Annotated in this window: 20 protein-coding genes; 10 read left to right on the top strand and 10 right to left on the bottom strand. The window is 72.9% G+C overall.

Going from position 1 to position 25,028, the window contains the following annotated elements; translation table 11 throughout:
- Positions 1-3: 3 nt before the first annotated feature.
- Both ACFPCY_RS10305 and ACFPCY_RS10300 read right to left on the bottom strand, forming a co-directional pair.
- Positions 4-2,322: a glycoside hydrolase family 3 C-terminal domain-containing protein gene (locus tag ACFPCY_RS10305; RefSeq protein ID WP_378253694.1), complete on the bottom strand. Its 2,319-nt coding sequence runs from the start codon at positions 2,320-2,322 to the stop codon at positions 4-6.
- Positions 2,322-3,026: a TetR/AcrR family transcriptional regulator gene (locus ACFPCY_RS10300; protein WP_378253692.1), complete on the bottom strand. Its 705-nt coding sequence runs from the start codon at positions 3,024-3,026 to the stop codon at positions 2,322-2,324. The genes ACFPCY_RS10305 and ACFPCY_RS10300 overlap by 1 nt, the downstream gene beginning before the upstream one ends.
- Before the next feature lie 211 nt (positions 3,027-3,237).
- Here ACFPCY_RS10300 and ACFPCY_RS10295 point away from each other — a divergent pair, with 211 nt between their 5' ends.
- From ACFPCY_RS10295 to ACFPCY_RS10280, 4 genes are all read left to right on the top strand, one after another.
- Positions 3,238-4,761, top strand: coding sequence for an ABC transporter substrate-binding protein (locus ACFPCY_RS10295; protein WP_378253691.1), 1,524 nt, complete (start codon positions 3,238-3,240; stop codon positions 4,759-4,761).
- A 141-nt stretch (positions 4,762-4,902) separates the two neighbouring features.
- Positions 4,903-5,841, top strand: coding sequence for an ABC transporter permease (locus ACFPCY_RS10290; RefSeq protein WP_378253689.1), 939 nt, complete (start codon positions 4,903-4,905; stop codon positions 5,839-5,841).
- The gene (locus tag ACFPCY_RS10285) at positions 5,838-7,721 is read left to right on the top strand and encodes a dipeptide/oligopeptide/nickel ABC transporter permease/ATP-binding protein (RefSeq protein ID WP_378253687.1); all 1,884 of its coding nucleotides are present in this window, start codon (positions 5,838-5,840) and stop codon (positions 7,719-7,721) included. The genes ACFPCY_RS10290 and ACFPCY_RS10285 overlap by 4 nt, the downstream gene beginning before the upstream one ends.
- Positions 7,718-8,575, top strand: a complete 858-nt coding sequence (locus ACFPCY_RS10280; RefSeq protein WP_378253686.1) for an ATP-binding cassette domain-containing protein — start codon at positions 7,718-7,720, stop codon at positions 8,573-8,575. Before ACFPCY_RS10285 ends, ACFPCY_RS10280 begins: the two co-directional genes overlap by 4 nt.
- On the opposite strand, the gene ACFPCY_RS10275 is transcribed toward ACFPCY_RS10280, so the two are convergent.
- Both ACFPCY_RS10275 and ACFPCY_RS10270 read right to left on the bottom strand, forming a co-directional pair.
- Positions 8,548-10,071 (bottom strand): family 20 glycosylhydrolase, encoded by a 1,524-nt coding sequence (locus ACFPCY_RS10275; RefSeq protein ID WP_378253685.1) that lies wholly within the window; start codon positions 10,069-10,071, stop codon positions 8,548-8,550. The genes ACFPCY_RS10280 and ACFPCY_RS10275 overlap by 28 nt on opposite strands.
- Positions 10,072-10,186: 115 nt before the next feature.
- Entirely contained in the window at positions 10,187-11,440 is a 1,254-nt protein-coding gene (locus ACFPCY_RS10270) for an ROK family protein (protein ID WP_378253683.1), read from the bottom strand.
- A 64-nt stretch (positions 11,441-11,504) separates the two neighbouring features.
- Here ACFPCY_RS10270 and xylA point away from each other — a divergent pair, with 64 nt between their 5' ends.
- Entirely contained in the window at positions 11,505-12,689 is a 1,185-nt protein-coding gene (xylA, locus tag ACFPCY_RS10265; RefSeq protein ID WP_378253681.1) for a xylose isomerase, read from the top strand.
- The gene (xylB, locus tag ACFPCY_RS10260; RefSeq protein ID WP_378253679.1) at positions 12,686-14,119 is read left to right on the top strand and encodes a xylulokinase; all 1,434 of its coding nucleotides are present in this window, start codon (positions 12,686-12,688) and stop codon (positions 14,117-14,119) included. Before xylA ends, xylB begins: the two co-directional genes overlap by 4 nt.
- A 65-nt stretch (positions 14,120-14,184) precedes the next feature.
- Here the strand turns inward: xylB and ACFPCY_RS10255 are convergent, their stop codons facing one another.
- Both ACFPCY_RS10255 and ACFPCY_RS10250 read right to left on the bottom strand, forming a co-directional pair.
- Positions 14,185-16,242 (bottom strand): HEAT repeat domain-containing protein, encoded by a 2,058-nt coding sequence (locus tag ACFPCY_RS10255; RefSeq protein WP_378253677.1) that lies wholly within the window; start codon positions 16,240-16,242, stop codon positions 14,185-14,187.
- 66 nt (positions 16,243-16,308) lie between these two features.
- A complete protein-coding gene (locus ACFPCY_RS10250) occupies positions 16,309-17,370 on the bottom strand; it encodes a tetratricopeptide repeat protein (protein WP_378253675.1) in 1,062 nt (353 codons plus the stop codon).
- A gap of 205 nt (positions 17,371-17,575) precedes the next feature.
- Between ACFPCY_RS10250 and ACFPCY_RS10245 the strand changes: the two genes are divergently transcribed.
- Both ACFPCY_RS10245 and ACFPCY_RS10240 read left to right on the top strand, forming a co-directional pair.
- Complete coding sequence (locus ACFPCY_RS10245; protein ID WP_378253673.1) at positions 17,576-18,007, top strand: Rrf2 family transcriptional regulator; 432 nt, start codon at positions 17,576-17,578, stop codon at positions 18,005-18,007.
- Positions 18,008-18,134: 127 nt separating this feature from the next.
- On the top strand, positions 18,135-18,551 hold the full coding sequence (locus tag ACFPCY_RS10240; RefSeq protein WP_378253670.1) for a nuclear transport factor 2 family protein: 417 nt from the start codon (positions 18,135-18,137) through the stop codon (positions 18,549-18,551).
- A gap of 44 nt (positions 18,552-18,595) precedes the next feature.
- Here ACFPCY_RS10240 and ACFPCY_RS10235 read toward each other — a convergent pair whose 3' ends face one another.
- The 3 genes from ACFPCY_RS10235 to ACFPCY_RS10225 all read right to left on the bottom strand — a co-directional run bounded on the left by ACFPCY_RS10235 (position 18,596) and on the right by ACFPCY_RS10225 (position 21,743).
- Entirely contained in the window at positions 18,596-19,681 is a 1,086-nt protein-coding gene (locus ACFPCY_RS10235; protein WP_378253668.1) for a barstar family protein, read from the bottom strand.
- Positions 19,682-19,771: 90 nt separating this feature from the next.
- Positions 19,772-20,536, bottom strand: a complete 765-nt coding sequence (locus tag ACFPCY_RS10230) for a hypothetical protein (RefSeq protein ID WP_378253666.1) — start codon at positions 20,534-20,536, stop codon at positions 19,772-19,774.
- The gene (locus tag ACFPCY_RS10225) at positions 20,520-21,743 is read right to left on the bottom strand and encodes a hypothetical protein (protein ID WP_378253664.1); all 1,224 of its coding nucleotides are present in this window, start codon (positions 21,741-21,743) and stop codon (positions 20,520-20,522) included. The genes ACFPCY_RS10230 and ACFPCY_RS10225 overlap by 17 nt, the downstream gene beginning before the upstream one ends.
- Before the next feature lie 134 nt (positions 21,744-21,877).
- On the opposite strand from ACFPCY_RS10225, the gene ACFPCY_RS10220 reads away from it, so the two are divergent.
- Positions 21,878-22,459, top strand: a complete 582-nt coding sequence (locus ACFPCY_RS10220) for a hypothetical protein (protein WP_378253662.1) — start codon at positions 21,878-21,880, stop codon at positions 22,457-22,459.
- Between the two features lie 158 nt (positions 22,460-22,617).
- A complete protein-coding gene (locus ACFPCY_RS10215; protein ID WP_378253660.1) occupies positions 22,618-23,850 on the top strand; it encodes a hypothetical protein in 1,233 nt (410 codons plus the stop codon).
- 120 nt (positions 23,851-23,970) lie between these two features.
- Here ACFPCY_RS10215 and ACFPCY_RS10210 read toward each other — a convergent pair whose 3' ends face one another.
- Positions 23,971-25,023, bottom strand: a complete 1,053-nt coding sequence (locus tag ACFPCY_RS10210; RefSeq protein ID WP_378253658.1) for a cation diffusion facilitator family transporter — start codon at positions 25,021-25,023, stop codon at positions 23,971-23,973.
- Positions 25,024-25,028: the final 5 nt, after the last annotated feature.

Below are 25,028 nucleotides of genomic sequence, written 5' to 3'. Positions count from 1 at the left end.
CGTTCACCGGGCGTCCTGCTCTTCGCGCGCCGACTGCTTTCCGCATGCTGGCTGCTCTTCGCGCGCGGAGTGGTCGCGGACGGCGGCGACGAGCCGGTCCACGACGTCGGTGCTGAGACCGATGCCGAAGGTCTGGAACTTCTTCAGCGGGATGCCGAGCGCGAGCCGCACCAGCGCCGAGTCGCCCTGCCCGAGCCGGGGAGTGGGGGAGGTGCTGAGGGCGTCGCGCAGCAGCTTCGAGCCGACGGGATGGTCGAGCCATTCGCGCAGCGTGGACATCGGGCCGAGCTCGTCCACGTGCCCGTCGCCGTCGCAGGTCACGGTCGTGGCGAGCCGGACGTCGGCGGCCGAGGCGCCGATCTCGACGCGGAACGTCCCGGCGGGAACGCTCCACCGGCCGCGGGACACCGACCATTCCGCGAAGTCCCGCGGCCGGAGCTCGAAGGTCACCCGCGCGGACGCCCCCGGCTCCAGCCCCACCTTGCGGAAGCCGCGCAGCTCGCGGCGCGGCCGGTCGGCGTGCGGGCCGTCCGGCCCGACGTAAAGCTGGACGACCTCGTGCGCGAACCGGTCGCCCTCGTTGGTGACGGTGACGCCGACCTCCCAGCCGTCGCCCGCGCGGACGGCGTCGAGGGCGCTGTGGCCGAAGCGGCTGTAGGTGAGGCCGTGCCCGAACGGGTAGGCGACGGGCACGTCGAGCGTCTGGTGGTACCGGTAGCCGACGTAGCGGCCCTCGCCGTACACCACGCGGCCGTCCGAGCCGGGGAAGTGCAGGTAGGACGGGGTGTCGGCGAGCCGGAGCGGGATCGTCTCGGTGAGCCGCCCGGACGGGCTCGTCACGCCGAGCAGCAGGTCCGCGGTCGCCGAGCCGCCGGCCTGCCCGGGCAGCCAGGTCTCCAGGATCGCCGCGACCCCGTCCCGCCACGGCGCGACGGACACGACGCCGCCGTTGGCCAGCACGACGACCACGGGCGTCCCGGTCGCGGCGACGGCGTCGAGCAGCCCGAGCTGGACGGCGGGCAGGTCGAGGTGGGTGCGGTCGAACCCCTCCGACTCCTCCTCGGCGGGCAGCCCCAGGAAGAGCAGCGCGACGTCGGCGCCGGCCGCGGCGTCCACGGCCTCCCGCAGGAGTCCGGGATCGTCGGTGCCGTCGAGGCGGTACCCGGCGGCGAAGGCGGCTCGTCCGCCAAGCCGCTCGGCGAGGACGCTCCACGCGTCGTCCAACCGCGTCGGCACGACGTGCGAGCTGCCGTGCCCCTGGTACCGCGGGGTCCGCGCCAGCTCCCCGAGGACGGCCACCCGGACGCCGGGCGCCAGAGGCAGGACGCCGTCGTTCTTCAGCAGCACGGCCGAGGCGGCCGCGGCCTCCCGGGCGAGGGCGTGGTGCTCGTCGGGGCTCCACGGGGGAGGCGGCGCGGTGCGCTCGGTCCGGCGGGCCAGGTCGAGGACGCGCTGGGCGGCGGCGGTGACGGCGTCCTCGGCGAGCCGCCCGTCGGCGACGGCCGCGACGATCTGGTCGTCGGTGCCGGTCGGCGGCATCTCCAGGTCCAGGCCGGCGGCCACGGCGGCGACCCGGTCGTTGACCGCGCCCCAGTCCGACATCACCAGCCCGTCGAAGCCCCACTCGCCGCGCAGCAGGTCGGTGAGCAGCCACCGGTTCTCGCTCGCGTACACCCCGTTGATCCGGTTGTAGGACGTCATCACCGTCCACGGCCGCGCCGTCCGCACGATGTGCTCGAACGCGGCGAGGTAGATCTCGCGCAGCGTCCGCTCGTCGACCTCGGCGTTCACGCGCATGCGGTCGGTCTCCTGGTTGTTGACCGCGAAGTGCTTCACGCAGGCGCCGACGCCCCCCGACTGGACGCCCTCCACCAGCGCGGCGCCCATGACGCCCGTCAGGTGCGGGTCCTCGGAGAAGTACTCGAAGTTGCGGCCGCACAGCGGGGAGCGCTTGATGTTCACCCCCGGCCCGAGCACGACGTCCACGCCGAGGGACGCCGCCTCGGCGGCCAGCGCCGCGCCGATCCGGCGGGCCAGGTCCGGGTCCCAGGACGACCCGAGCGTGACCGCGGGCGGGAAGCAGGTCGCCGGGAGGCTGTGCAGCAGCCCGAGGGCGTCCCCGCTCGCGGCGTCCTGGCGGCGGATGCCGTGCGGCCCGTCGGAGACGGTGATCTCGCGGACCGCGCTGGGCACGGCCGTGGTCGTCCAGGTCCCGCTCCCGGACGTCAGGGACGCGCGCTCGGGCAGTGAGAGCCCGGCGGCGGACGCGCCGGGGGAGATCGCCTCGGCTGCGGACGCGTCGGCGGCGGGGGACTGGTCCATCAGGTCACCTCAGGATCGGTCGAGGGCGAAGACGAGGGTGAAGACGAGGGCGAAGACGTGGGCGAAGACGTGGGCGAAGAGAGGGGCGGAGCGGCGGTGCGGGCCGCGGTGGTGTCGAGGCCGAGGCGGTCGAGGAAGGAGATCACCTCGGCCCGCATGTCGACCGAGTCGGGATCGAGCAGCCACTGGGTCTGCAGGCCGTCCATCAGGGCGATGAGCTGGCGCGCGGCGGAGTCGGCGGCCAGCGGCAGGCCCGCCTCGGCGGCCAGCGCGGCGAGGATCTCGGTGATGCGTTTGCGGATCACCCGGTACCGCTTGGTGAAGTAGGCGTGCGCGGGATGCTCGGGGTCGGTGGCCTCGGCCGAGACCTTCACGTACAGCGCGACCATCGCCGGCGTCCCGGTGTTGCGCTCGACGAACCCGACGATGACCTGGAGGAGGGACGCGGCTCCGCCGTCGGGGTCCTCGGCGAACAGCAGCCTGGCGTCCACGGCGTCGCGGTGGCTGAGGATCTGCAGCAGCAGGTCCTCCTTGCCGCTGAAGTGGTGCAGCAGGCCCGCGTGGGTGAGACCCGCGTGCGCGGCGATGTCGCGCAGCGACACCACCCGGAAGCCCGACTGGGAGAACAGCTCGGTCGCCGCCTCCAGGATGCGCGAGCGGGTGCGCTCGCCTTTGGGGATCCGGTCCTGCTTGGGCGACGTCACGTCTGTCTCCTGTGCCTCGGGTGCTTGCGGCTCCACCGCTCGGACGGTGCTGGGAGAACCGTATGAGCACGCGGGGCGGCCCCGCAGCGCAGCGAACCTACCACGTGGTCAGTTTTCCGGCCACAAAACCTACCACCTGGTAAATTTTGTGGTTATGCTCACCGTCACCTCCCGTCCGGGACGGTCCTCACCCCCATCGGAAGTGGCGATCATGAAGCACCCCCTCCGCGCCGCCGCGGCCCTGATCGCGGCGGCGACCCTGCTCACCGGCTGCACCGGCGGCAAGGGCTCCGGGACGGCCAAGGACGCGTCGCTCGACATCGCGACGATGACGCTCCCGCAGAGCCTCGACCCGGTGGCCGCGGTCGGCAGCGCCCTGCCGTACTTCCAGGCCGTCTACGACACGCTCATCAAGCGCAACGCCGACGGCTCCTACGCGCCGATGCTCGCCACCGCGTGGACCTACGACGCCACCCGGACGCAGCTGACGCTGACCCTGCGCCAGGGCGTCACGTTCGACGGCGGGACGCCGTTCGACGCGAAAGCGGTCAAGGCCAACCTGGAGCGCTTCCAGAAGGGCGGCGGCGCCGACGCCAAGACCCTCGCCGCGCTGAAGTCCGTCACCGTCGTCGACCCCACGCACGTGAAGCTCACCCTGACCCGGCCGGACCCGGCGATGATCTTCTACCTGAGCGACTCGGCGGGACTGATGGCCGACCCGGCCGCCTTCGCCAAGGGCGACGCGCTGAAGACCCGGCCGGACGGCACCGGTCCCTACGAGCTCGACCAGGCGCGCAGCGCGATCGGCACCCGCTGGGTCTTCACCCGCGCCAAGCACTACTGGGGCGAGCACCTGCCCTACGACACCATCACCATCAGCTACTTCGACAACGAGACCGCCATCGTCAACGGCCTCAAGACCGGGCAGATCAACGCCGCCCTCCTCCAGGACGCCGGCCAGCAGATCAGCGCCGAGGCCGACCGCCGGCTGAAGACCACGCCGCAGCGCTTCGACTTCCAGGGCATCCTGCTGTTCGACCGGGGCGGCGTCATCACGCCCGCGCTGAAGGACGTCCGGGTCCGGCAGGCGATCAACTACGCCATCGACCGGCCGACCATGCTCAAGCAGATCCGCCACGACCGCGGCGAGATCACCGACCAGGTCTTCGGCACCGCCTCGGCCGCCTATGACCCGAGCCTCGACCGGGCCTACCCCTTCGACCAGGCCAAGGCCCGGACGCTGCTGGCCCAGGCGGGCTACGGCGGCGGGTTCACCCTGAAGCTGCCGCGCATCCCCGCGATCGTCTCCGACGCCCTCGCCACCTCGCTGCAGACCGACCTCAAGGCCGTCGGCATCACCCTCCAGTGGGACCAGGTGGACGCCTCGGCGGTGCGGAAGATCTTCACCGACCGGGCCTACTCCGGCATGGTGATGAACATCGGCCAGCCCGCCGAGGACTGGCTGACGATCAAGGATCTCGTGCTGCCCGGCACCTTCAACCTGTTCGGGACCACCGACGACACCGTCAAGGGCCTGCTGGCGAAGATCGAGCCCAGGTCGGCGGCCGACGCCAAGGCCGACCTCCGCGCGCTCAACGACCACCTGGTCAAGGACGCCTGGTTCGTCCCCTTCTACCGGATGACCTACCTGCACGTCTCGGACGGCACCGTGAAGATCACGCCGCAGACCGGCATGGCCGTCCCCTCCATCTACGGATACGCGCCCGCGAAGTGAGACCCGCGGGGCCGGGGCGAACCGCCCGCCGGGACGAGCCGCCCGCCGGATGGGCCGCCTGCCGGGGCGAACCGCCCGCCGGGGCGAACCGCCCGCCCGTCCGGCCGCCTCGGCCCCGCGGCCTACCGAAAGCCGGAAACGATGCTGCGCCTCCTTCTGCGCAGGGCCGCCGCGGGAGTGCTGCTCCTGCTGGTCATCTCCCTGCTCACCTACCTGCTGCTGTCGGCGGCCGGCACCGACGTCGGACGCCAGCTGCTCGGCCAGAGTGCCGACCAGCGGCTCGTCGACGCCAAGAACGCCGCCCTCGGCCTCGACCGGCCCGTCCTGGTCCAGTACCTGGACTGGCTCGGCCACCTGCTCCGCGGCGACCTCGGCACCTCGTGGTTCACCGGCGAGGACGTCGGCCGGGCCGTCGCCAACCGGCTGCCCGTCACCGTCAGCCTGCTGCTCGGGGTCACCGCCGTCACCGCGGTGGTGTCCTTCCTGCTCGGCGCCTGGGCCGGGCTGCGGCGCGGACCGGTCGACAAGGCCGTCCAGATCCTCGCCGTGCTCGGGTACGCCCTGCCCGGGTTCCTGGTCACCCTGGTGATCGTCCTGGTGTTCGCGGTGCGGCTCGGCTGGTTCCCCGCGATCGGCTACACGCCGTTCACCGAGTCGCCGTCCGGGTGGCTGTCGACCATCACCCTGCCGGTGCTGTCGCTGTCGGTCGGCGCGATCGCCGGGGTCGCCCAGCAGGTGCGCGGCTCGGTCATCGACCAGCTGCGCCGCGACTACGTCCGCACCCTGCGCGCCCGCGGCCTGCCCGGGCACGTCGTGGCCCGGCACGTGCTGCGCAACGCGGCGGCGCCCGCCGTGTCGGTGCTCGGCACCCAGTTCGTCGGGCTGCTCGGCGGAGCGGTCATCGTCGAGCAGATCTTCGGGCTGCCGGGCATCGGCAGCATGACCGTCACCTACACCACCCGCGGCGACATCCCGGTCATCATGGCGCTGGTGCTGTTCAGCGTGACCGGCGTCGTCATCGTCAACCTGCTGGTCGACCTGCTCATCGGCTGGCTCGACCCGAAGGCGAGGACGGCATGAGCACCCCCGGTGCACCCACCCCGCCCGGCGCCGCACCGAGCGCCGCACCGAGCGCCGCGCCGGTCGCCTCGCCCGTCGCCGTCCCCGTGGACGCGGACGGCCCGCGCCGGGGCGTGCTGCGCAGGCTCGCCCGCGACCCGCTCGGACTCGGCGCGGCGGTCGTGCTGCTGGTCATCGTGGCGGCGGTGCTGCTCGCGCCGCTGCTCGCCCCCCAGAGCCCGGGCGCCGCCAGCCTGCGGGAGGCGTTCGGCGGACCGTCCGCGGGGCACCCGCTCGGGTTCGACTCCGCCGGGCGGGACATCCTGTCCCGGCTGCTGTACGGCGGACGCGCCACCCTCGCCGGCGCCGCGCTCTCGCTGGCCGTCGCGCTGCTGCTGGGCGTCCCCGCCGGGCTCGTCGCCGGATACCGGCGGGGCCTCCCGGACGCCGTCGCCGGACGCGTCGCCGACCTGGTCATGGCGCTGCCCGCGATGGTCGTGCTGCTCGCCTCGCGCGCCATCCTCGGCTCCACCGTGTGGACGCTCATGATCGTCCTCGGGGTGCTCGTCGCGCCGGTGTTCTTCCGGCTGGTGCGGGGCATCGTCGTCGGCGTCGGCGGCGAGCTGTACGTGGACGCCGCGAAGGTGTCCGGGCTGAGCGACGCCCGCATCATCGCCCGGCACGTCCTCATCGTCGTGCGGGCGCCCATCATCATCCAGACCGCGCTGGTCGCCGGGCTCGCCATCGGCCTCCAGGCGGGCCTGGAGTTCCTCGGCATCGGCAGCGGCGACGCCCCGACCTGGGGCGCGATGCTGAACGAGGCCTTCACCAACATCCAGACCGCGCCGATGCTGCTGGTCTGGCCGGGCCTGGCCCTCGGCCTCACCAACGGCGCGCTCGTCCTGTTCGCCGCCGCCCTGCGCGACGCCCTGGAGGACCGCAGCGCCTCCCCGGTGCGCAGGCGCCGCACCGCCGCCCGCCCTGCGGCCCGCACCGGCATCTCCGCCGCGGACGCCGCAGGTGCCGCAGATTCCAGGGACGCCGCGGACGGCGAGGACCGGGCCGATCTCCTGTCGGTGCGCGGCCTGGCGGTCGCCTACGACCTCGCCGGCGGCGGGGTCCGGACGGTCGTCCACCACGTCGACCTCGACGTGCGCCCCGGGGAGATCGTCGGGCTGGTCGGCGAATCCGGCTCGGGCAAGACCCAGACCGCGTTCGCGATCCTCGGACTGCTGCCCGAGGGCGGACGCGTCGCCGCGGGCAGCGTCATCGTCTCGTCCGTCGAGACCGTCGGGCTCCCCGAGCGGGAGCACCGCGCGCTGCGCGGCGGGCGCGTCGCCTACGTCCCGCAGGAGCCGATGAGCAACCTCGACCCGGCCGTCACCATCGGCGCCCAGCTGACCGAGCCGATGCGGCACGTGCTGGGACTGTCGCGCGCCGAGGCCCGGGCCAAGGCGCTGGACCTGCTGCGGCAGGTCGAGATCGCCGATCCCGAGCGCGTCTACCGCTCCCACCCGCACGAGATCTCCGGCGGAATGGCGCAGCGGGTCCTCATCGCGGGCGCGATGGCCTGCGACCCCGTGCTGCTCATCGCCGACGAACCGACCACCGCGCTGGACGTCCGCGTCCAGGCCGAGGTGCTCGGCCTGCTGCGGCGGCTGCGGGACGAGCGCGGGCTCGGCGTCCTGCTGGTCACGCACGACCTCGGCGTCGTCGCCGACCTGTGCGACCGGGTCGCGGTCATGCGGAGCGGACGGATCGTCGAGACCGGCGACACCGCGCGCACGCTCACCGACCCGAGCGACCCCTACACCCGCACCCTGCTGGACGCGGTGCTGGACGACGCGCCGCCCCGCCCGCCCTGGACGCCCCGCCCGACCTCCGAGACGAGGCCCGCATGACCGACCTGCTCACCATCGACGACCTGCGGGTCTCCTATCCGGTCAGGGGACTGCGGGCCAGGCCCGTCCCGGTCCTGCGGGAGATCTCGCTGACCGTGCGCCGGGGCGAGACGCTCGGCCTGGTCGGCGAGTCCGGGTCGGGCAAGACGACGCTCGGGCGCGCCGTCCTGGGGCTCGTCCCGGTCGAGTCCGGGCGGATCGTGTTCGCGGGGGAGCGCATCGACAACGCCTCCCGGCGCCGCCGCCGCAGGCTCGGCGCCGACCTCCAGGTCGTGTTCCAGGACCCCTACAGTTCGCTCAACCCCGCCCGGACGATCGGCGACACCCTCACCGAACCGCTCCTGGCCGGCGGGACCGACGCGCGCGCCGCGCGCCGCCGGGTCGGCGAGCTGCTGGACGGCGTCGGACTGCCGGCCGACGCGGCCCACCGCCTGCCGCGCGAGTTCTCCGGCGGGCAGCGCCAGCGCGTCGCGATCGCCCGCGCCCTGGCCCTGGAACCGGCGCTGGTCGTCTGCGACGAGGCGGTCTCCGCGCTCGACCTCACCACGCGCAAGACCGTCCTGGACCTCCTGCTGGAGATCCAGGAGCGGACGGGCGTCGCCTACCTGTTCATCACCCACGACCTGTCGGTCGTCCGGTACACCTGCCACCGGATCGCGGTGCTGCGCGACGGCCGCATCGTGGAGACCGGCGACGCCGCCGCGGTCACCGCCGAACCGTCCCATCCCTACACGCGCAGCCTGCTGCTCGCGGCCCCCGTCGCCGACGTCCGGCGGCAGCGGGAGCGGCGGACGGCGTTCGAGGCCGACCGCCGCTCCCGGACGCCTCAGCCGAAGACCTCGGCCGAACGGTAGTAGCCGCCCCACCCGAGCCGCTCCCACCAGACGGCATGGGACGCCAGGCGACCGCGGTGGTCCTCCCACCCGGTCGCCTGCCGCGTCCACGCCTTCTCCGCCACGCCGGGCAGGCGGGGGAGCAGCAGGAAGGCCAGGTCCTCGAAGCCGGAGACGGTCTCGCACCAGATCGCCGCCTCGATCCCCGCCAACCGCGCGTCCCGCGGGATCTCCGGCAGGCTGTGCGGCGTCCAGTCGAACTGTTCCCGGCAGGTGCGCGCCGAATAAGAGGCGAAACCGACCTCGCCGCGCCGCGCGGACTGCTCGGCTCGCAGCGACTCCTCGGCATAGGGCCGGTCCAAATACAGGACGCTGGACGGAGAGACCAGGACGGCCGCGCCCGCCCGGACCGCCCGCGCGGCGTCGCCGCCCGCCTCGGCGAAGGCCGCCGCGACGGTCTCCAGCAGCGGGTGATGTTCCTCCGGAGTGTCCTTGCGGGCCTTCTCCAGATCGAACTCGTCGCCGATGCCCGTCCAGGCCTGCACCACGTCGTCAGGTTCGACCGCGCCCGAACGCGTGACCTCCTGCCAGGCCACCGCCCGCTTCCCGGTGGCGCGCAGCACTCGCAGCGCCTCGTCGACGAAACGCGCGTACAGCTCGCCGGGCATGCCGAACGCCTCGTCCCCGCCCAGATGCAGGAACGGCCCGGGGGACAGCCGGGCCAACTCGGCCAGGACGTCGGCGGTGAAGCGCCGCGCCTCCGCCGCTCGCGGATCGAGATAGGCCAGCCACCGATGCGCCGGGGCGTCCGCGCCCTGCAACTCCGGATAAGCCCGTACCGCGGCAAGGACATGGCCGGGCATGTCCAGCTCGGGCACCACGGTGACGAACCGGGCGGCGGCGTAGGCCACGAGGTGTTCGAAGTCCTCGTGGCTGTAGAACTCTTCGGCGGTCAGCCCCGGCCAGCCGGTGATCGGCAGCCGCCACGCCTGGGAGTCCGACAGATGCAGGTGGAGGACGTTGAACTTGTAGAGCGCCAGCAGGTCGATGAGCCGCTCCAACTCGTCCACCGTGAAGAAGCGGCGCGCCACGTCCATCGACAGCCCCCGCCAGGCGAAGCCGGGCGAATCGGTGACCTCCACCGGCGCGACCACGCCGTCGGCGTCGATGAGCTGCGCGAACGTCGTCGCCCCGCGGAACAGCCCCTCCTCGGACCGAGCGGTCACCGTGGCACGACCGTCCCGGACGACGAGCCGATAGGCCTCAAGCCCGCCCTCGCTCCGTCCCAGCGGGTCGATCCCCTCGACCGGGGTCGGCTCCACCTCCGGATCACCCAGCTCCAGCGCCAGATGGGCGCCGCGATCGACCGCGACGGCCCCCGGCGCATGCAACCGGCCCACCAGGGCGGCCACGGTCTCGGCAGGTCCGCCCGCCACCCGCAACGCCCCGGTCACGCGCAGCGCCTCGCCCGAGCCCGGACGCACCGACTCCGGAAGCGGAACGACAGCAACGACCACGAGAACCTCCGAAGCCCGGAGAGCGCAGAACCGGCGCCACGCTCCATTCCGGATTTTCTACCACGTGGTAAGTAATCCGGTCGAGACGGCCGGGCCCGGTGGCTCGGGGCCAGGGCTAGAGCCAGCGGGAGGGGTACTGCACGACGTCGGCGAGACGGAGGAGAGCCGCACCCGTCGCTCCGGGGGCCGGACCGCCGGCGTGCGCCTCGACGCGCGGGGTCACCCAGCGCGCGGACAGCACGCGGCGTTCCAGCACCGGACGCAGCCGCGGGACGATCAGCTCGGCGATCTCCGCCAGATGCCCGCCGAGCAGCACGACCGGGACGTCCAGCAGGTTGATCGCGCCGGACAAAGCCACGCCCAGCGCCCGGACGGCCGCGTCCACGGCACGCCGCGCCGCGGGATCACCTGCGCGCACCCGGTCGGCCAGGGCGGACAGGGGCGCGTCGAGGGGGAGTCCGGCGGTGCCGAGCAGGGCGTCGCGGCCCGCGTACCGTTCCAGGCAGCCGGTGGAGCCGCAGGGGCAGGGCGGACCGTCCGGGTCCACGCAGACGTGCCCGATCTCGCCCGCCCACCCGTGCCGTCCGGGGACGACCGCTCCGCCGAGCACCGTCGCTCCGCCGAGCCCGATCTCGCCGGACAGGTAGAGGAAGTCGCGGACCGGGCCGGGGCGTCCGGGGGCGCTCTCGGCGGCGGAGCGGGCCGCCATCTCGGCCTCGTTGCCGACGTGCGCGCCGGGCACACCGAGGTGCCCGCCGGGCACGCCGGGGTGGTCGCCGGGCGGGCCGAGGTGGTCGGCGGGGCGGACGTCCGACCAGCCCAGGTTCGGTGCGACCAGCAGCGTCCCGGTGTCGGCGGAGACGATTCCGGGCAGGGCGACGCCCGTCCCGACCAGGCGGGTGCCGTCCGGCAGGCTCGCGACGAGGCTCCGGGCGAGGTCGCCGAGGCGCGCCAGCACGGCGGCCGGGTCGCTCGCCCGGAAGTCGCCCGGCTCGCGGAACTCGGCGAGCACGCCGCCGGAGAGGTCGAGCACGCGCCCGGCGAGGAAGGTCACGTTCACCTGGAGGCCGAGCGCGGCGATGCGGCGTCCGCCGGCGAGCGGGCGGGCCGGACGGCCCCGGCCGGCGGCCTCGGGCGGGTCGCGCTCGTCCAGCACGCCGCCCTCGACCAGCTCGTCCACCAGCCGGGCGGCGGTCGCGCGGGTCATCCCGGTCGCCGCCGCGACGGCCGCGCGGGTCGGCGGCGCCGGCGCGGCCAGCACCGTCCGGACGACCAGTGCGAGGTTCGCCTCGCGCAGCGACGACTGGCGCGCGCCGGTCGCGGGCGTGTGCGGCGCGGGACGGGCGGCGGGCGCGGGCGGCTGGATCATCCGTTGACTCTAACCGGCTCCCGAATTAAGTTCATCCATGAAACAAAATCAGGAGGTGCTCGCGATGATCCGACGGCCCACCCCCGGCGACCGGTTCTCCTTCGGCCTGTGGACGGTCGGCTGGCTCGGCGTCGACCCGTTCGGCACGGCCACCCGGCCCGCGCTCGACCCCTGGGAGTACGCCGGGCGGCTGGCCGAACTGGGCGCCTGGGGGATCACCTTCCACGACGACGACGTGTTCCCCCTCGACGCGCCCGAGGCCGTGAAGGACGAGCGCGTCACCCGGCTGAAGCGGGCCGCCGACAAGGCCGGGCTGGTGATCGAGATGGTGACCACCAACACCTTCACCCACCCGGTGTTCAAGGACGGCGCGCTCACCGCCAACGACCGCTCCGTCCGCCGGTTCGCGCTGCGCAAGGTGCTGCGCAACGTGGACCTCGCCGCGGCGATGGGCGCGTCCACGTTCGTGATGTGGGGCGGACGCGAGGGCAGCGAGTACGACGGCTCCAAGGACGTCCACGCCGCGATGGAGCGCTACCGGGAGGGCCTGGACACCGTCGCGGGCTACATCAAGGACCAGGGCTACGACCTGCGCATCGCCCTGGAGCCCAAGCCGAACGAGCCGCGCGGCGACATCTTCCTGCCGACGGTCGGGCACGCCCTCGCGCTGATCGCCGAGCTGGAGCACGGCGACATCGTGGGCCTCAACCCCGAGACCGGGCACGAGCAGATGGCCGGGCTCAACTACACCCACGCGCTCGGCCAGGCGCTGTGGAGCGGCAAGCTGTTCCACATCGACCTGAACGGCCAGCGCGGCCCGAAGTACGACCAGGACCTGGTCTTCGGCCACGGCGACCTCATGTCCGCGTTCTTCACCGTCGACCTGCTGGAGAACGGCTTCCCCGGCTACCCCGACGGCCCGCGCTACACCGGCGCGCGCCACTTCGACTACAAGCCGTCCCGCACCGAGCACATGGACGGCGTGTGGGAGTCGGCCGAGGCGTGCATGGCCTCCTACCTCATGCTCGCCGAAAAGGCCCGCGCCTTCCGCGCCGACCCGCGCGTCCAGGAGGCGATGGACCGCGCCGGGGTGACCGAGCTGGCGAAGCCGACGCTGGACGAGGGCGAGACCGCGGCCGACCTGCTCGCGGGCGACGACGGCTTCGACCTGGACCGCGCCGCGACCCGCCACCCCGGCTTCGTCCGGCTCCAGCAGCTCGCCCTCGAGCACCTGATCGGCCTCGGATGAGCGTGCTGGTCGCGGGCGTCGACTCGTCCACGCAGTCGTGCAAGGTCGTGGTGCGGGACGCTGAAACGGGGCGGCTCGTCCGGCACGGCGAGGCCCCGCACCCGCCCGGCACCGAGATCGACCCCGAGCACTGGTGGACGGCCCTCCAGACCGCGATCGGGCGGGCGGGCGGCCTGCACGACGTCGCCGCCCTCTCGGTCGCCGGGCAGCAGCACGGCATGGTCTGCCTGGACGCGTCCGGACGGGTCGTCCGTCCGGCGCTGCTGTGGAACGACACCCGCTCGGCCCGCGCCGCCGAGGACCTGCTCGCCGAGCTGGGCGACGGCGACCGGGACGCGGGCGCGCGGCGCTGGGCGGACGCGGTCGGCTCGGTCCCGGTCGCCTCGTTCACCGTCACCAAGCTGCGCTGGCTCGCCGACCACGAGCCGGACGCGGCGGCGCGGGTCGCCGCCGTCGCGCTGCCGCACGACTGGCTGACCTGGCGGCTCGCGGGCGCCACCGGCCTGGACGCCCTGGTGACCGACCGTTCGGACGCCTCCGGCACCGGCTACCTCCAGGCGTCCACCGGCGAGTACCGGCGGGACCTGCTCGCCCTCGCGCTGCGCGACGAGGCGCGGGCTGAGTCCCTGCGGCTGCCGCGCGTCCTCGCGCCCGCCGAGCGGGCGGGCACCTCGCCCTCGGGACTGGTGCTCGGACCGGGCTGCGGCGACAACGCCGGCGCGGCGCTCGGGCTCGGGCTGCGGACCGGGCAGGTGTTCCTGTCGCTCGGGACGTCCGGGGTCGTCGCGGCGGTCGCCGACCGGCCGACGGCCGACCCGTCCGGACTGGTCGCCGGGTTCGCCGACGCGACCGGACGGCACCTCCCGCTCGCCTGCACGCTGAACGCCGCGCGCGTCCTGGACGCCGCGGCCCGCCTGCTCGGCGTCGGCCCGGACGAGCTGAGCGCCCTCGCGATGCGCGCCGAGCCTGGAGCGGGCGGGCTCGTGCACGTCCCCTACCTGGAGGGCGAGCGGACGCCGAACCTGCCCGGCGCGACCGGCTCCCTGCACGGCATGACGCTCGCCTCCCTCACCCGCGAGAACCTCGCGCGGGCGGCGGTCGAGGGCCTGCTGTGCCTGATGGCCGAGGCGACGCGCACGGTCCGGGACCAGGGCATCGCGGTCGAGCGGATCACGCTGGTGGGCGGCGCGGCGCGGTCCGAGGCCGTCCGGCGCGTCGCGCCGGCTCTGCTCGGCGTCCCGGTGGAGGTCCCCACGCCGGGCGAGTACGTGGCGGACGGCGCGGCCCGCCAGGCGGCCTGGGTGCTGTCCGGCGCGTCCGAGCCGCCTGCGTGGGACATCGGCGAGAGCCGCACCTACACGGCCCCACCGACCCCCGAAGTCCTCGCCGCCTACCGTAAGGCCGCCCGCCACGCCGCCGCATCGGTCTAGCCCGCCGTCCGAAGCTGGGCAAGGTCGGCGTTCGCCCACCCCGATCGTCACCGGGGTGGGGCGGGTCACGTCGTGGACGTGAGGTCGGTGACCGCCCGGCGCAGGAGGTGGCGCAGCCGGTCGTCCTGCCAGACCAGGTCGTCGTAGCCGCCCGCCGTGACGATGCGCTCGTCGCGGTCGGCCAGCTCCGCGAGGCCCGGCGCGGCGGCGACGGCGCGCATCTCCACCAGCGCGGCCACGGCGTCGGCGCCGCGGCCACCCGTCGGGTCGGCGGCGGCGGCGAGCAGCGGGGCGATCACGTCGGCGGGGTCGGCGCCGAGCCGCCCCAGGGCGCGCGCGGCCTCGACGCGGCACCCTTCGTCGTCGAGCGTCCGGCGCAGGGCGGGGACCAGGGGGCTTGCGGCCGGGCCCATCTCGGCCGCCAGCGCGGCGGCGGCGCGGGCCGGAACGTCCCCGGCGTCGAGCACCGCCGCGACCGTCGGCAGTACCGGGTCAGGGTCCGCGGTGGCCAGCCACACCAGGCGGGCGGCGCTGATCTGCGCTCCGCGGTCGGGGTAAGTCTCCGCCGCCGCGCCGGTCAGCAGGGGCAGGGCCCGGGGGGCGAGCGGGGCGGTGGCCGGTCCGGCGTCGGCGACCAGGTTCAGGTCCCAGTCCAGGCCCCGTTTCGACCAGAAGGACGGCCGGGTGGCCGCGGCGACCAGCGGTTCGGGATCACGGGAGATCCGCCAGACCGCATGAGCGGCCCGGACGCTTCCGGCGTCCGCGGTCCGGCGCAGGGCGTCCAGCGCCGGACGCGCCGCGGGACCCATCCCGCCCAGCACCGCGGGCACCGCCCAGGGCGCCGCCTCCAGCGCGTCCACCAGTTCGGGGACGGCGCCGGCGGCCGCGGGTCCCCAGGCGCCCAGCAGGTTCACCACGGCGATCACCGGATTCCCGGACAGGCCCTCGGCGAGCTGCGCGGCCAGGCGGCGCCGCGCCGCGGCGAGCAGGCCGGCGTCGAACGCCGGCGGGTAGGTGTACAGCAGCCGGAGCTCCGCCACGTCCCGGCCCGCGGCCCACTCCCTCAGCACGGGTTGGTGCCAGCGCGGATCGTCGAGCCGCATGAGGGTGGCCAGCGCCGTCCCGGTCGTCCGGGAGTCGGGGTCGCCGAGGGCGATGCGGGTCAGCTCGTCGGCGACGGCCGCGGCCGGGCGCCCGGCGTGCGCCGCCGCGCGCACCGCCGCCTCCCGAGCTTCGGGATCGGGGTCGTTCAGCAGCTCGCGGAGCAGCGGCATGGCCTCCAGAGGGGCCGATCTGCGGTGCAGGAACCGCGTCACCAGCGCGTCGGCGACGCGAGCGCGGTCCTTGGCGTGCGAGGCGGTCGCGTCCGGCCGCCCTGCGGTCGCCGCCGCCGTCAGCGCGCGGGCGGTGGGACCGTCGAGGTGGTCGAGCACTTCCGGAAGTACCGCTCTCGACCCTCCCCACCAGGGCCCCTGCGGCACGTCGTCGCGGACGAGGGCCGCCGCGACCGAGGGGAGGATCTCCGGAGGGAACGGCTGGCGGGCGCGCGCCAGCGCGAGCGCCGCCGCCACCGGGACCGGGAACGCTTCCGACACCGCGGCGTGCAGGAATTCGGCGTCGGGCTCGTGCAGGGCCAGCCCGAGCACCAGCGACGTGCGCACTTGCGGTTCGCGCTCGACGTCCCAACGTCGGCGCAGCGCCGGACGGGTGTGCGGGCCGCAGTGGGCGACCGTGTAAGCGGCGTGTTCACGCACCAGCGGGTCCGGGTCGGCCAGCAGCGGGACAAGCGCGTCGCTGCGCGCCGCGACCGCCGCCCGCACCGCCGCGTGCTCCGCGCCGTAACTGTGCGCGGGATCGCACAACGCGCCCAGGACGAAGAGCAGTTCGGCGCGTTCGTGCACGTCCGGGGCGACGGCCAGCTCGACGAGGAACGGCACCGCCGCCGTGGTCGCCGGGTAGACGCTTCCCTGGTGCCACAGCGAGGAGTAGAAGCCGTCACGCCCCTCGGCCGCGGTCTCCTCGTCCTTGGAGGCCATCGCCCGCAGGATGTCGGGCGCCTCCACCGCCGGGCCGTAGGCGCCGGTCCGGGACGCCCAGTCAATGTCGTCGATCTCCGCCAGCATCGGGACATCCTAGACGCCGAAGATCACTTTCCCGGCCGTCCGGGCCTGCAGCGCACTGACCGGGCGTTAGTGCCGGCCAAGCCCGGGTGACCTCATCGCCTCGGTCAAACCGCCCAAGAGGGCGAGCATCCGGCGGGCCTGCTCCCGGTCGTCGGGGTCGCCGACCTCGGCGGCGAGCCGGTAGGCGGCGCGCTCGCCTTCGGTGTCCATCCGCCTGCTCAGCAGCAGCGCGAGGTTCACCGCGGCCTTGCCGCTGAACATCGGCTGGCGCAGTTCCGCCGCGTCCCGGTACGCCTGCTCGGCTCCGGCCCGGTCCCCGTTCTCCTCCAGAAGCGTCGCCAGGTTGAACAGCCCACCCGCGGCGATCAGCGGGGCGTCGTCCCGCGCCGCGGCGCGCAGCGCGGCGACACCGCCGTCCAGGTCGCCGAGGAACCGCGCGAGCACGATCCCGAGGTTCACCGCCGCCATCGTTCCGGCCAGGTCACCGTCCCGCGCCCGGCCGAGCAGGGCGGCAGTACGGTCACGCTCTCCGCGTTCGGCGAGGATCATGGCCAGATCGACCGCCGCCATCGCACCGAACCTGCGGTGCCCGGACGCCGCGGCCCGTTCGAGCACCTCCACGGCCGCGTCCCGGTCGCCGCCCATCATCAGCGCCGAGCCCAGAAGCGCCAGGCCCTCGGCGGCGACGTCGGCGACCGGCGACCCGGCCGCGAACTCGAACGCCACGACGGCCTCCCGCAGATCGTTCGCCGCCGTCCACAGCTTGCCCCGCCCGAGCGCCGCGAGCCCGACGACCTCCTCCACGGTGGCGGACGCCGTCCGGGAGGCGACGCCGCGCTCGGCCAGCACCCGGAGGTTGCGTGACGCCGTCTCCGCCACCTGGCCCGTGCCGTGCTCGGCCGCGTAGCGCATCGCCGTCAGGGACGCCTCGATGTCGTCGTCCACCAGCGCCACGCCGATCTGCAGCGCCGCGTGCGGGCCGGACTCCGGCGCACCGCCCTCGACGATCCGCGAGTACCAGTCGACGGCCTCCGCGACGTCGCCCGCGGCGAACATCTCGTCGGCGTACGTGGCGATGATCTCGGTGTTCTCCCGGGTCTCCGGCCTGCCGGCCGCGAGGGTGAGCATGAACGGGAAGAGCCCGCTGTCCGCGCTGGACGTGGGAACCCTACTGACACTGCGTGGCACCACTGCTTCCCAGCTCCTCAGTCCTCGACCGTGATCATGATCTTTCTAGCAGCCGTCGCAGCGAGCAGCCCGCAGAGTTGTCACAGGCGGTCGTAACAATTATCGTTACGATCAGGATCGAGGGACGGGTGAGGTGGAGTCCGGCGTGAGCGCCAACAGCAGGTTGACCATCGCGGCGCACGCCCTGACATGGATCGGGCTGTACCAGCGGCGCGGTCACGAGGTCGCCACGTCCGAGCAGATCGCGACGAGCGTCAACACCAACCCGGTGGTGATCCGCCGCCTGCTGGCCAAGCTGCGCGAGGCCGGCCTGGCCGAATCGCGGCGCGGGGCGGGGGCGGGTTGGATGCTCGCGCGGGACCTGGCGGCGATCACCCTGCTCGACGTCTACCAGGCGATCGAGCCGGGACCGGTCTTCGCCCTGCATCCCGCGCCACCGGACCCCGAGTGCGTGGTGGGCCACGGCATCGGGCCGGCGATGACCGCCGTGTATGACCAGGTGGAGGCCGCCCTGCGCAGGGAACTGGCCAAGACCACGCTTGAGGACGTTCTGAGGGACGTCCTCAAGGCCGCCTGACCCTCGAACCGTCGAGTTCCCCGATGGAAAAGGACCGCCTCCTCACATGTCACCAATGTAACCAAGTTTGTTACATCAGCGGAGACCGGACCGGCACACGTGAACGACAAGACAAAGGACAAGGACGATGGCAACAGATGCTCAGACTTCGCGGACCCTGGCCGAGAAGTTCGTGGAGCGCCTCGGCAAGCAGGACCCGGACGGCATCCAGGAGCTGTTCGCCGACGAGATCGACTGGTATGTCCCCGGAAGTGACGCGCTGCCCTGGACCGGCCGCCGTACCCGCCGGGAGGACGTCGCGCCGTACTTCACCACGATGTGGCCGCACTTCGCGCCCGGCAGGAGCAAGGTCGCGCTGGAGCGCATCATCGTGGACGGCGGTGACGTGGTGCTGCTGGCGGTCTGGACGCACACCGTCGCGGCCACCGGAAAGGAGTTCACCACCCCGGCGGCCATTCACCTGAAGGTCGAGGACGGCCGGATCGTCCGCATGCACCTGTACGAGGACACGCTGACCGTCGAAAAAGCATTCAGCCCCGCCTGAGTGACGAGTCCTCGTGTTCTCCATGGCAGCACCTGGCTGAACGCCTACGCCAGGTCGGTGCACATGCCGCCCTCGGTCAGGACGTTGAGGAGTTCGGTGAAGAGATCGTAGGGCCGGCCGTCCGGTGTGAGCATGTGGGACAGGTTCTGGCGTGCGGTTGCGGCGTCTCGCCAGAGCAGCGTCGCGGGACGGGTGTAGCCGAACGTGCCGCCCAGGCAGTCGTCGACCGCGTCCAGGTTGCTGCCGAAGTAGCCGCCGGGCCCGTTCACCGCTTCGCCGAGCGCCAGGTACAGGCTTGGTTCGTCGGTGATGTGACGACCGTCGAGTTCATAGGCGTGGCCGGCCGGCCGGTCGTGGTGAGCGCGGCGGCAGGCCCGCTCCCGGACGAGATCGAGCCAGACTCCGCGGCGCCGAGTGTCCAGGTCGGCCCAGGCGCCCACGGTGTCCGGGGAACCGGTCAGCCATTTCCCCCAAACGGGCCGGGCGTAGTCAGGGACGGGCCTGAAGCCCGCTGCGTCGAGTTTCAGGTCGATCAGGCCCGTCCCATGGTCAGAGGCGCGCCAGGAAAGGACCGTGGCCCACAACAATCTTTCGGCAACCGGCTCGCCCCGGTCGTCGCGTATCTCGAGAACGGCCTCTTCCAGGTTCAGCGCACGTCGGGTGCCCTTGGCCAGTGCCGCCTGCAGTCGGTCGCTCGGGGCGAGCCCTTTCAGGACGATCGGAGGCACCGCTCGTTCGGCCGGCTGGATGCGGGCGAATTCCTGGCAAGAGCCCAGCCATTGCCGCCCATCATGGACTCGGACGCGGTCTCGGTACCCCTCAGGCGGACCCTGGTAGTCATCCCGGGCAGTGAGCACCAGGCTTTCCGCTCCCGGGCGAAGTTTCGGGCTGTCCACGTCCTCGAGAAGCCAGGGACCAAGTTCTTCGCCGTCCGGGACGAGCCATACCCGGCTGCCTACCCAATCCCGTACCTCAGCGCCTTCCGGCACCCAGCCGAAAAGCTCGTACATCTCGTGCTGAGGCTCCCCGAAGAAGCCGTCCACCACCGCGCACTCGCCCCAAAGACGATACTGATCCGTCTCCCGGAGCGCGTATCGCGCGCGCCCTGGATGGTTTCCGTTCTCCGCCATGGACGCATCATGCCTGGTTCGAGGCGCTGGCATCTGCGCCATGTCCGTCCCGGATAGGGCGAGCGCCGCGGCGGTGCGCCCGGAAGCTGCTCAGAGGGGTGGGAGTAGGTCGCTTTCGCTGATGGTGTAGGTCAGCGGCGGGTAGGTGAAGTCCGGGTCGTTGTTCTCGCGGCGCCGTAGTTGGTAGAACTCGCGTTGCTGCTCGTCGGTGGCCGGTGTGAGGGGAGCGCCTTGCGGGAGGTACGGCGCTCCATCGCGGAATCGGACGACGGTCTTCGACGTTCGGAAGGTCACGCCGAGCCACTGGTTGTCCGCGTCGGGCGCGTCCAGCACGATCCTGTGCTTGAGACGCCGGTTCGAGTCGACGGAGAACACGACCGCGCTGTGGTGGGTGAGGGGGACCTCGAACTCGTCGTCGGCGGACGTCTTCGATTCGACGATCAGTTTTCGGGGCGGGTCCGCTTCGGGACGCAGGTAGCAGGAGAAGACCGCGATGAACGAACCGTCGGCCAGGTCCAGGGCCTGGTCGGAGTGGGCGCCCATCTTTCTGTAGGCGTTCGTGTAGTTCTCGATGAGGGCGTTGTTGAAGCCGACCGGGAGCGCTGCGCGTTCTTGGATCTGTTGAGCGAGCCGTTCGTGGACGGGCCGGAAACGCTGTGCCGGATTGGCGTATCGGGTCGTGGTACGCACGAGAGGCACGCCGCCCGACTCGTCGACCCTGGTCAGGACGCCGCCGCGCCGGCCTTTCCCCACGTCTTCCCAGTTGACCGAGTCGGAGAGTTCTGCGAACAGGTTCTCCTCGGTTGGCAGGGTGTAGGAGAGAATCTGGTCCGAGATTCTAGGCTCGGGGGGCAAGGTAGTCTCCGGCGTTCATGCTGAAAAGGAACTCGTCACCGTAGTCGATGAAAGATGAGGTCCTGTTCTCCTCGGCGTAGAGCCTGCGCAGTTCGTCCATGCCCGCCGGGGTGGGCGGCTCCAGCTTCACCAGACCGCCGTCGAGCTTGAGAAAGGTCTGGCCGTCCTTGTGGACGGCTTCGGCGTTCGAACAGCGCACCACATATCCCAGGCGGGTCGGGAGCTGTTCGGCGTCCAGCATCGAAGGGCGGATCTCGTGCGTGTACAGCCGGTTGGTGGACAGCGGCATGAAGAACACCGAGCCCGGATAGAGCGTGATGGTGAACTGCGGAGGCAGTCCGGCGCCTTCCTCGGCCGGGTCTTTGTGGCGGAAGCGGAGTCTGGTCAGCCCGCTGACCTTCCTCACCCCGTAGTCGAAGGCGTCTTCGGCCAACGGACGCAGCTTGCCGAGACCGTCGTAGAAGGTGCAGAAGGCCATGACACCGTTGACGGGCATGTCCTTGGTCTTGTCGGCATGGGCCGAGATCTTGGCCTTGGACTGCTTGCGCTCGGCCGTGGCCAGCGTGTTGTGGTAGGTCTGCGCGAGGACGTGATTCAGCGGCGCATGGCCCTCAAAGACGGCCGCGGCCTCGCGGTTCAGCGCCTCGACGATCTCCGTGTCGGTCGGCCCGAAACCCTCGGTCGGCCCCGAAAGGTTCGTCGAGCACCGGAGCAGGCGGAAATGCAGCTCATCGCCCTCTCGCGTGACGGGCGTCAGATAGATCCCGCTGCGATGGGCCGTTCCAGGCTTGGTCGACTCCGTCAAGGACTGGAACTCGTGCTCCGCGCGAATCCGGTCGAAGTGATCGGCGCCGGGGTCGAAAAAGCGGCGGTAGTACACGCCGGCGCCGTGCACGCGAACGGGAACCTGACCGAGACCGACGAGAGTCCACGGCTTGCCGGCGTCCTCCCGGTACCCCCGGGACAGCTCGCGGACGACGGACACGCGGGCCGCTTCTCGCAGCGTGCGGCGGCTGATCTCGGACACATCGCCACACAGGTAGACGGTCTTCTGCGCGAGGTCGAGCGAGCTGGAAGCGAGGTCCTCCGGCGAGATCACGGACCCGAAGAAATCCCTGATGAGGTCGTGGTCTCGCGACGAGGAAGATGCGACCAGAAGGTTGTTCGCGTCCTGAAGGCGGGCCTCTGTCAGCTCTGGTGTGCGCATCAATCCGTACCTGCTATTCGGCCCATTCCATGAACTCTCGGACGGAGAGGACGCAAGATTAGCATCCGGTTCCCGGACCGGCACGGCCGCCGCGACCTGCGCCGGGACGCGCCGTGTGGCCTAGGATGCGGCGAATGCGAAGGTTTCCTGGGCCCGTGGTCGGGGCGTTGATCGGTGCGGTGTTCGGGACGGTCTTCGTCCTCGTGAACGCGCACGCGCCACTGGCCCCCGCCGCGGGGATCGCGCTGCGGATCGCGGCCGTCGTCGCGCTGGGCGCGGTCATCCTGCTCGGCGTCGTGGTCAGCCGCAAGACGGAATCGGCCGGTGCGGCGGATCGGCGTCCCGGCGAGGGCATGTTCGGGCCGCGGTACCGGTGGGTGGTGCTAGCCGAAGCGGTCGCCCTGTTCGGAGGCTTTCCGGTGCTGCGGCAACTGGGCGCGCCCACCGAGGCCAACGTCGCTTGGATCGCGATCGTCGTCGGCGTGCACTTCCTGGTCCTGGCGCGCGTGTGGAGTGAGTCGACCATCCTGATCCCCGGTGCCGGGCTCACCCTGCTCGGCATCACCGGGTTCGCGCTGGCCGCGGCGTCGTCCGAAAACTGGATTCCGGCCGTGAGCGGAGTCGGTTCGGGCCTCGTCCTGCTCGCGGGCTCGCTCGGCTTCGTCCTGCGAGAGCACTTCGCCGGCGACGCGTCCGGCCTCGTCGAAAACCGCTGATCAACCCGCTCGCCGTCGCCCGCCCCCAAAGCGGCCACGTTCCGGAAGGGACGGGAGTGACGCGCTGCCGGGTGCGGTCGCGGTCGGAAAGATGAAACGCGCCGACGATCACGCGTGTCTAAGCTGCGACACCGAACGGCTACCGATGAGGAGACACGATGGGATCGGACGGCGGGACCGGCACGCCCACGCTTCTGGTCAGGATGACGGCCAAGCTGAAGGGTGAGGTGCGCGCGGACACGCTGGAGTCGTTCCGTCGTGCGGGCGGGGTCGCCTACGCGGAGGTACAGAACGCCGAGACCCTGCGCCGCAAGCTCGCCGCCGACGGCGCGAACCTGTGGCACGTGGACCCCGGCGTCTCGTCGCAGCTGCTGTGCGCGTGGAACGCGTTCGTGCTCCAGTCGATCGGCGAGCACCTGCTGGACGCCGACTACGCCGCCGACCCGCGCACGGTCGGGTTCGTGCCGCCCGTCACCCACACGCAGGTGACGGCCTGCTTCGACCAGGTCGAGGCGTGGACGTCGCGGGCCCGGCAGGCCGCGGGGAACGGGTCCTACGCGGTCGCCGAGGCCGTCCGGGTGCCCGCCGACCTGCCCGAATGGGCGGAGGCCGACCCCTGCCCGCTGCCGCACCTGCACGGCATGCTCGCCGCGTCGCGCGCGATCCGGCAGCACGCCGAGGTCGCCCTCGGCGTCTTCGAGGAGACCGTCCGGGACGGGCACGGGCACGACGCCGACCTCCAGCGGCTGCGCCAGCTCGCCGCCGAGGCGGCCACCGCGTCCGACTACGCCGAGGGGCTGCTGGAGGCCGTCCCCGACGCCGCGCTGCACGAGGCCATCGAGCAGCGCCTCCAGCGCGCGCTGGAGATCTACTACCACCTCGGCCAGCTCATCGCGATGCCGACGCTGATCGCCGAGTACCAGTCCGGCGATCTCGGCGGGAGCGTCGGGAAGCTCGCCGCGCCCGGCTCGTCCGCGTTCGACCCGTGGTGCCTGACCTCGCCCCGCGAGCGGGCGAAGTGGCGCCGGGACCCGCGGGCGCAGCAGTCCATCAAGGAGCTGTGGGAGTTCGACCCGGCGCCCGAGGCGACGCTGCGCATCCAGGCGCAGATCGACGCCGCCAAGCAGCAGGGCGCGATCGACTACGCCAAGGACGGCCGGGGAGAGCCGCTCGGCAGCTACTACTGCTGCCCGTGGGGCGCGGTGTACGTCGTGCGGAGGCCGGTGACGATCGACCACCGGCGGCTCCGTCCCGGCCAGCAGTTCACCTACGAGGTCGACGCGGACGAGGTGCCCGGCGGCGGGAAGTTCGTCCGCCGCCTGGTCGTCGGCAACTTCTCGCCCACCGACGAGATCCAGTACTGCGACCCGGACGGCGAGCACGAGGGCTGATCCGAGGGTCACCGGGAACGGAACCGCCGACCGGGCCGCGAGGCCGGTCGGCGGTTCCGTTGCAAGGGCCGGCGGCGCGGTCGGCGGTTCCGTTGGCAAGGGCCCGCGGGGTGGTCGGGCCTACTCCGGGTCGGGGCGGTGGACCGGCCCGTGCGGGTCGTCGCAGTGCGCCTCGGGACGGCTGCTGATCTGGAGCAGCGGATCGGGCGCGTGGTCGACCTGGAGCGTGGTGTGGCTGATGCCGAAGTCGGCGGCCAGCACCTTCTCCAGGTCGGCGCGGACGGCGTGGCAGTCCTCGCCCGCGCTGACCAGCACGTGCGCGGACGCCGCGGGCATGCCCGAGGTGATCTGCCAGACGTGCAGGTCGTGCACCTCGGCGACGTGCGGGCGGGCCGCCAGCGTCCGGCCGACCCGGGCGGGGGAGATCCCGGCCGGGGCCGCCTCCAGGAAGATCCGCCCGGACTCGCGGACGAGCCCGTACCCGGCGCGCAGCATGAGGGCGACCACGATCAGCGAGGCGATCGCGTCCGCGCGGGCGAACCCGGTGAACACCATCACGGCCCCGGCGACCGCGGTGGCGATGAAGGCGTACAGGTCGGTGAGGATGTGCTGGAATGCGCCCTCGACGTTGAGGCTGGACCGGTTCGCCTTCGAGATCATCCAGGACGCGCCGATGTTGACCACGACGCCGACCAGGGCGGTGCCCAGCACCAGCCCGCCGGTGACCGCCGGCGGCTCGAACAGCCGGCGGACCGCCTCGTAGCCCAGCCACACCGACAGCAGCAGCAGCGTCAGGCCGTTGGCCTGCGCGGACAGGATCTCCGCCCGCTTCAGCCCGTAGGTGTAGCCGCCCGCCGGCGGCTTGGCGGCCAGCCGCATCGCGACCAGCGCCAGCACGATGGACGCGGCGTCGGTGAGCATGTGCGCCGCGTCCGAGATCAGCGCCAGCGAGCCCGCCAGCACGCCGACGACCACCTCGCCGGCCATGAACAGCGTGATCAGGGCCAGCGCGCCCGACAGCCAGCGGGTGTCGGCGTCCGCGCTCACCCCGTGGCCGTGCCCGTGCCCATGGCCGTGCCCGTGCCCGCCGCCGGGCCCGTCGTCGTGATCGTGTTCGTGTTCGTGGTCCGCGTGCTCGCCGTGCTCGTTCTCGTGCCGGTGCTCGCTGCTCATGGTTC

The sequence above is a fragment of the Actinomadura gamaensis genome, from assembly GCF_042652125.1.
Lineage (GTDB): Bacteria > Actinomycetota > Actinomycetes > Streptosporangiales > Streptosporangiaceae > Spirillospora > Spirillospora gamaensis.
The sequence above is the reverse complement of the archived record's forward strand: the minus strand, read 5'-3'. Positions and strand labels throughout refer to the sequence as shown.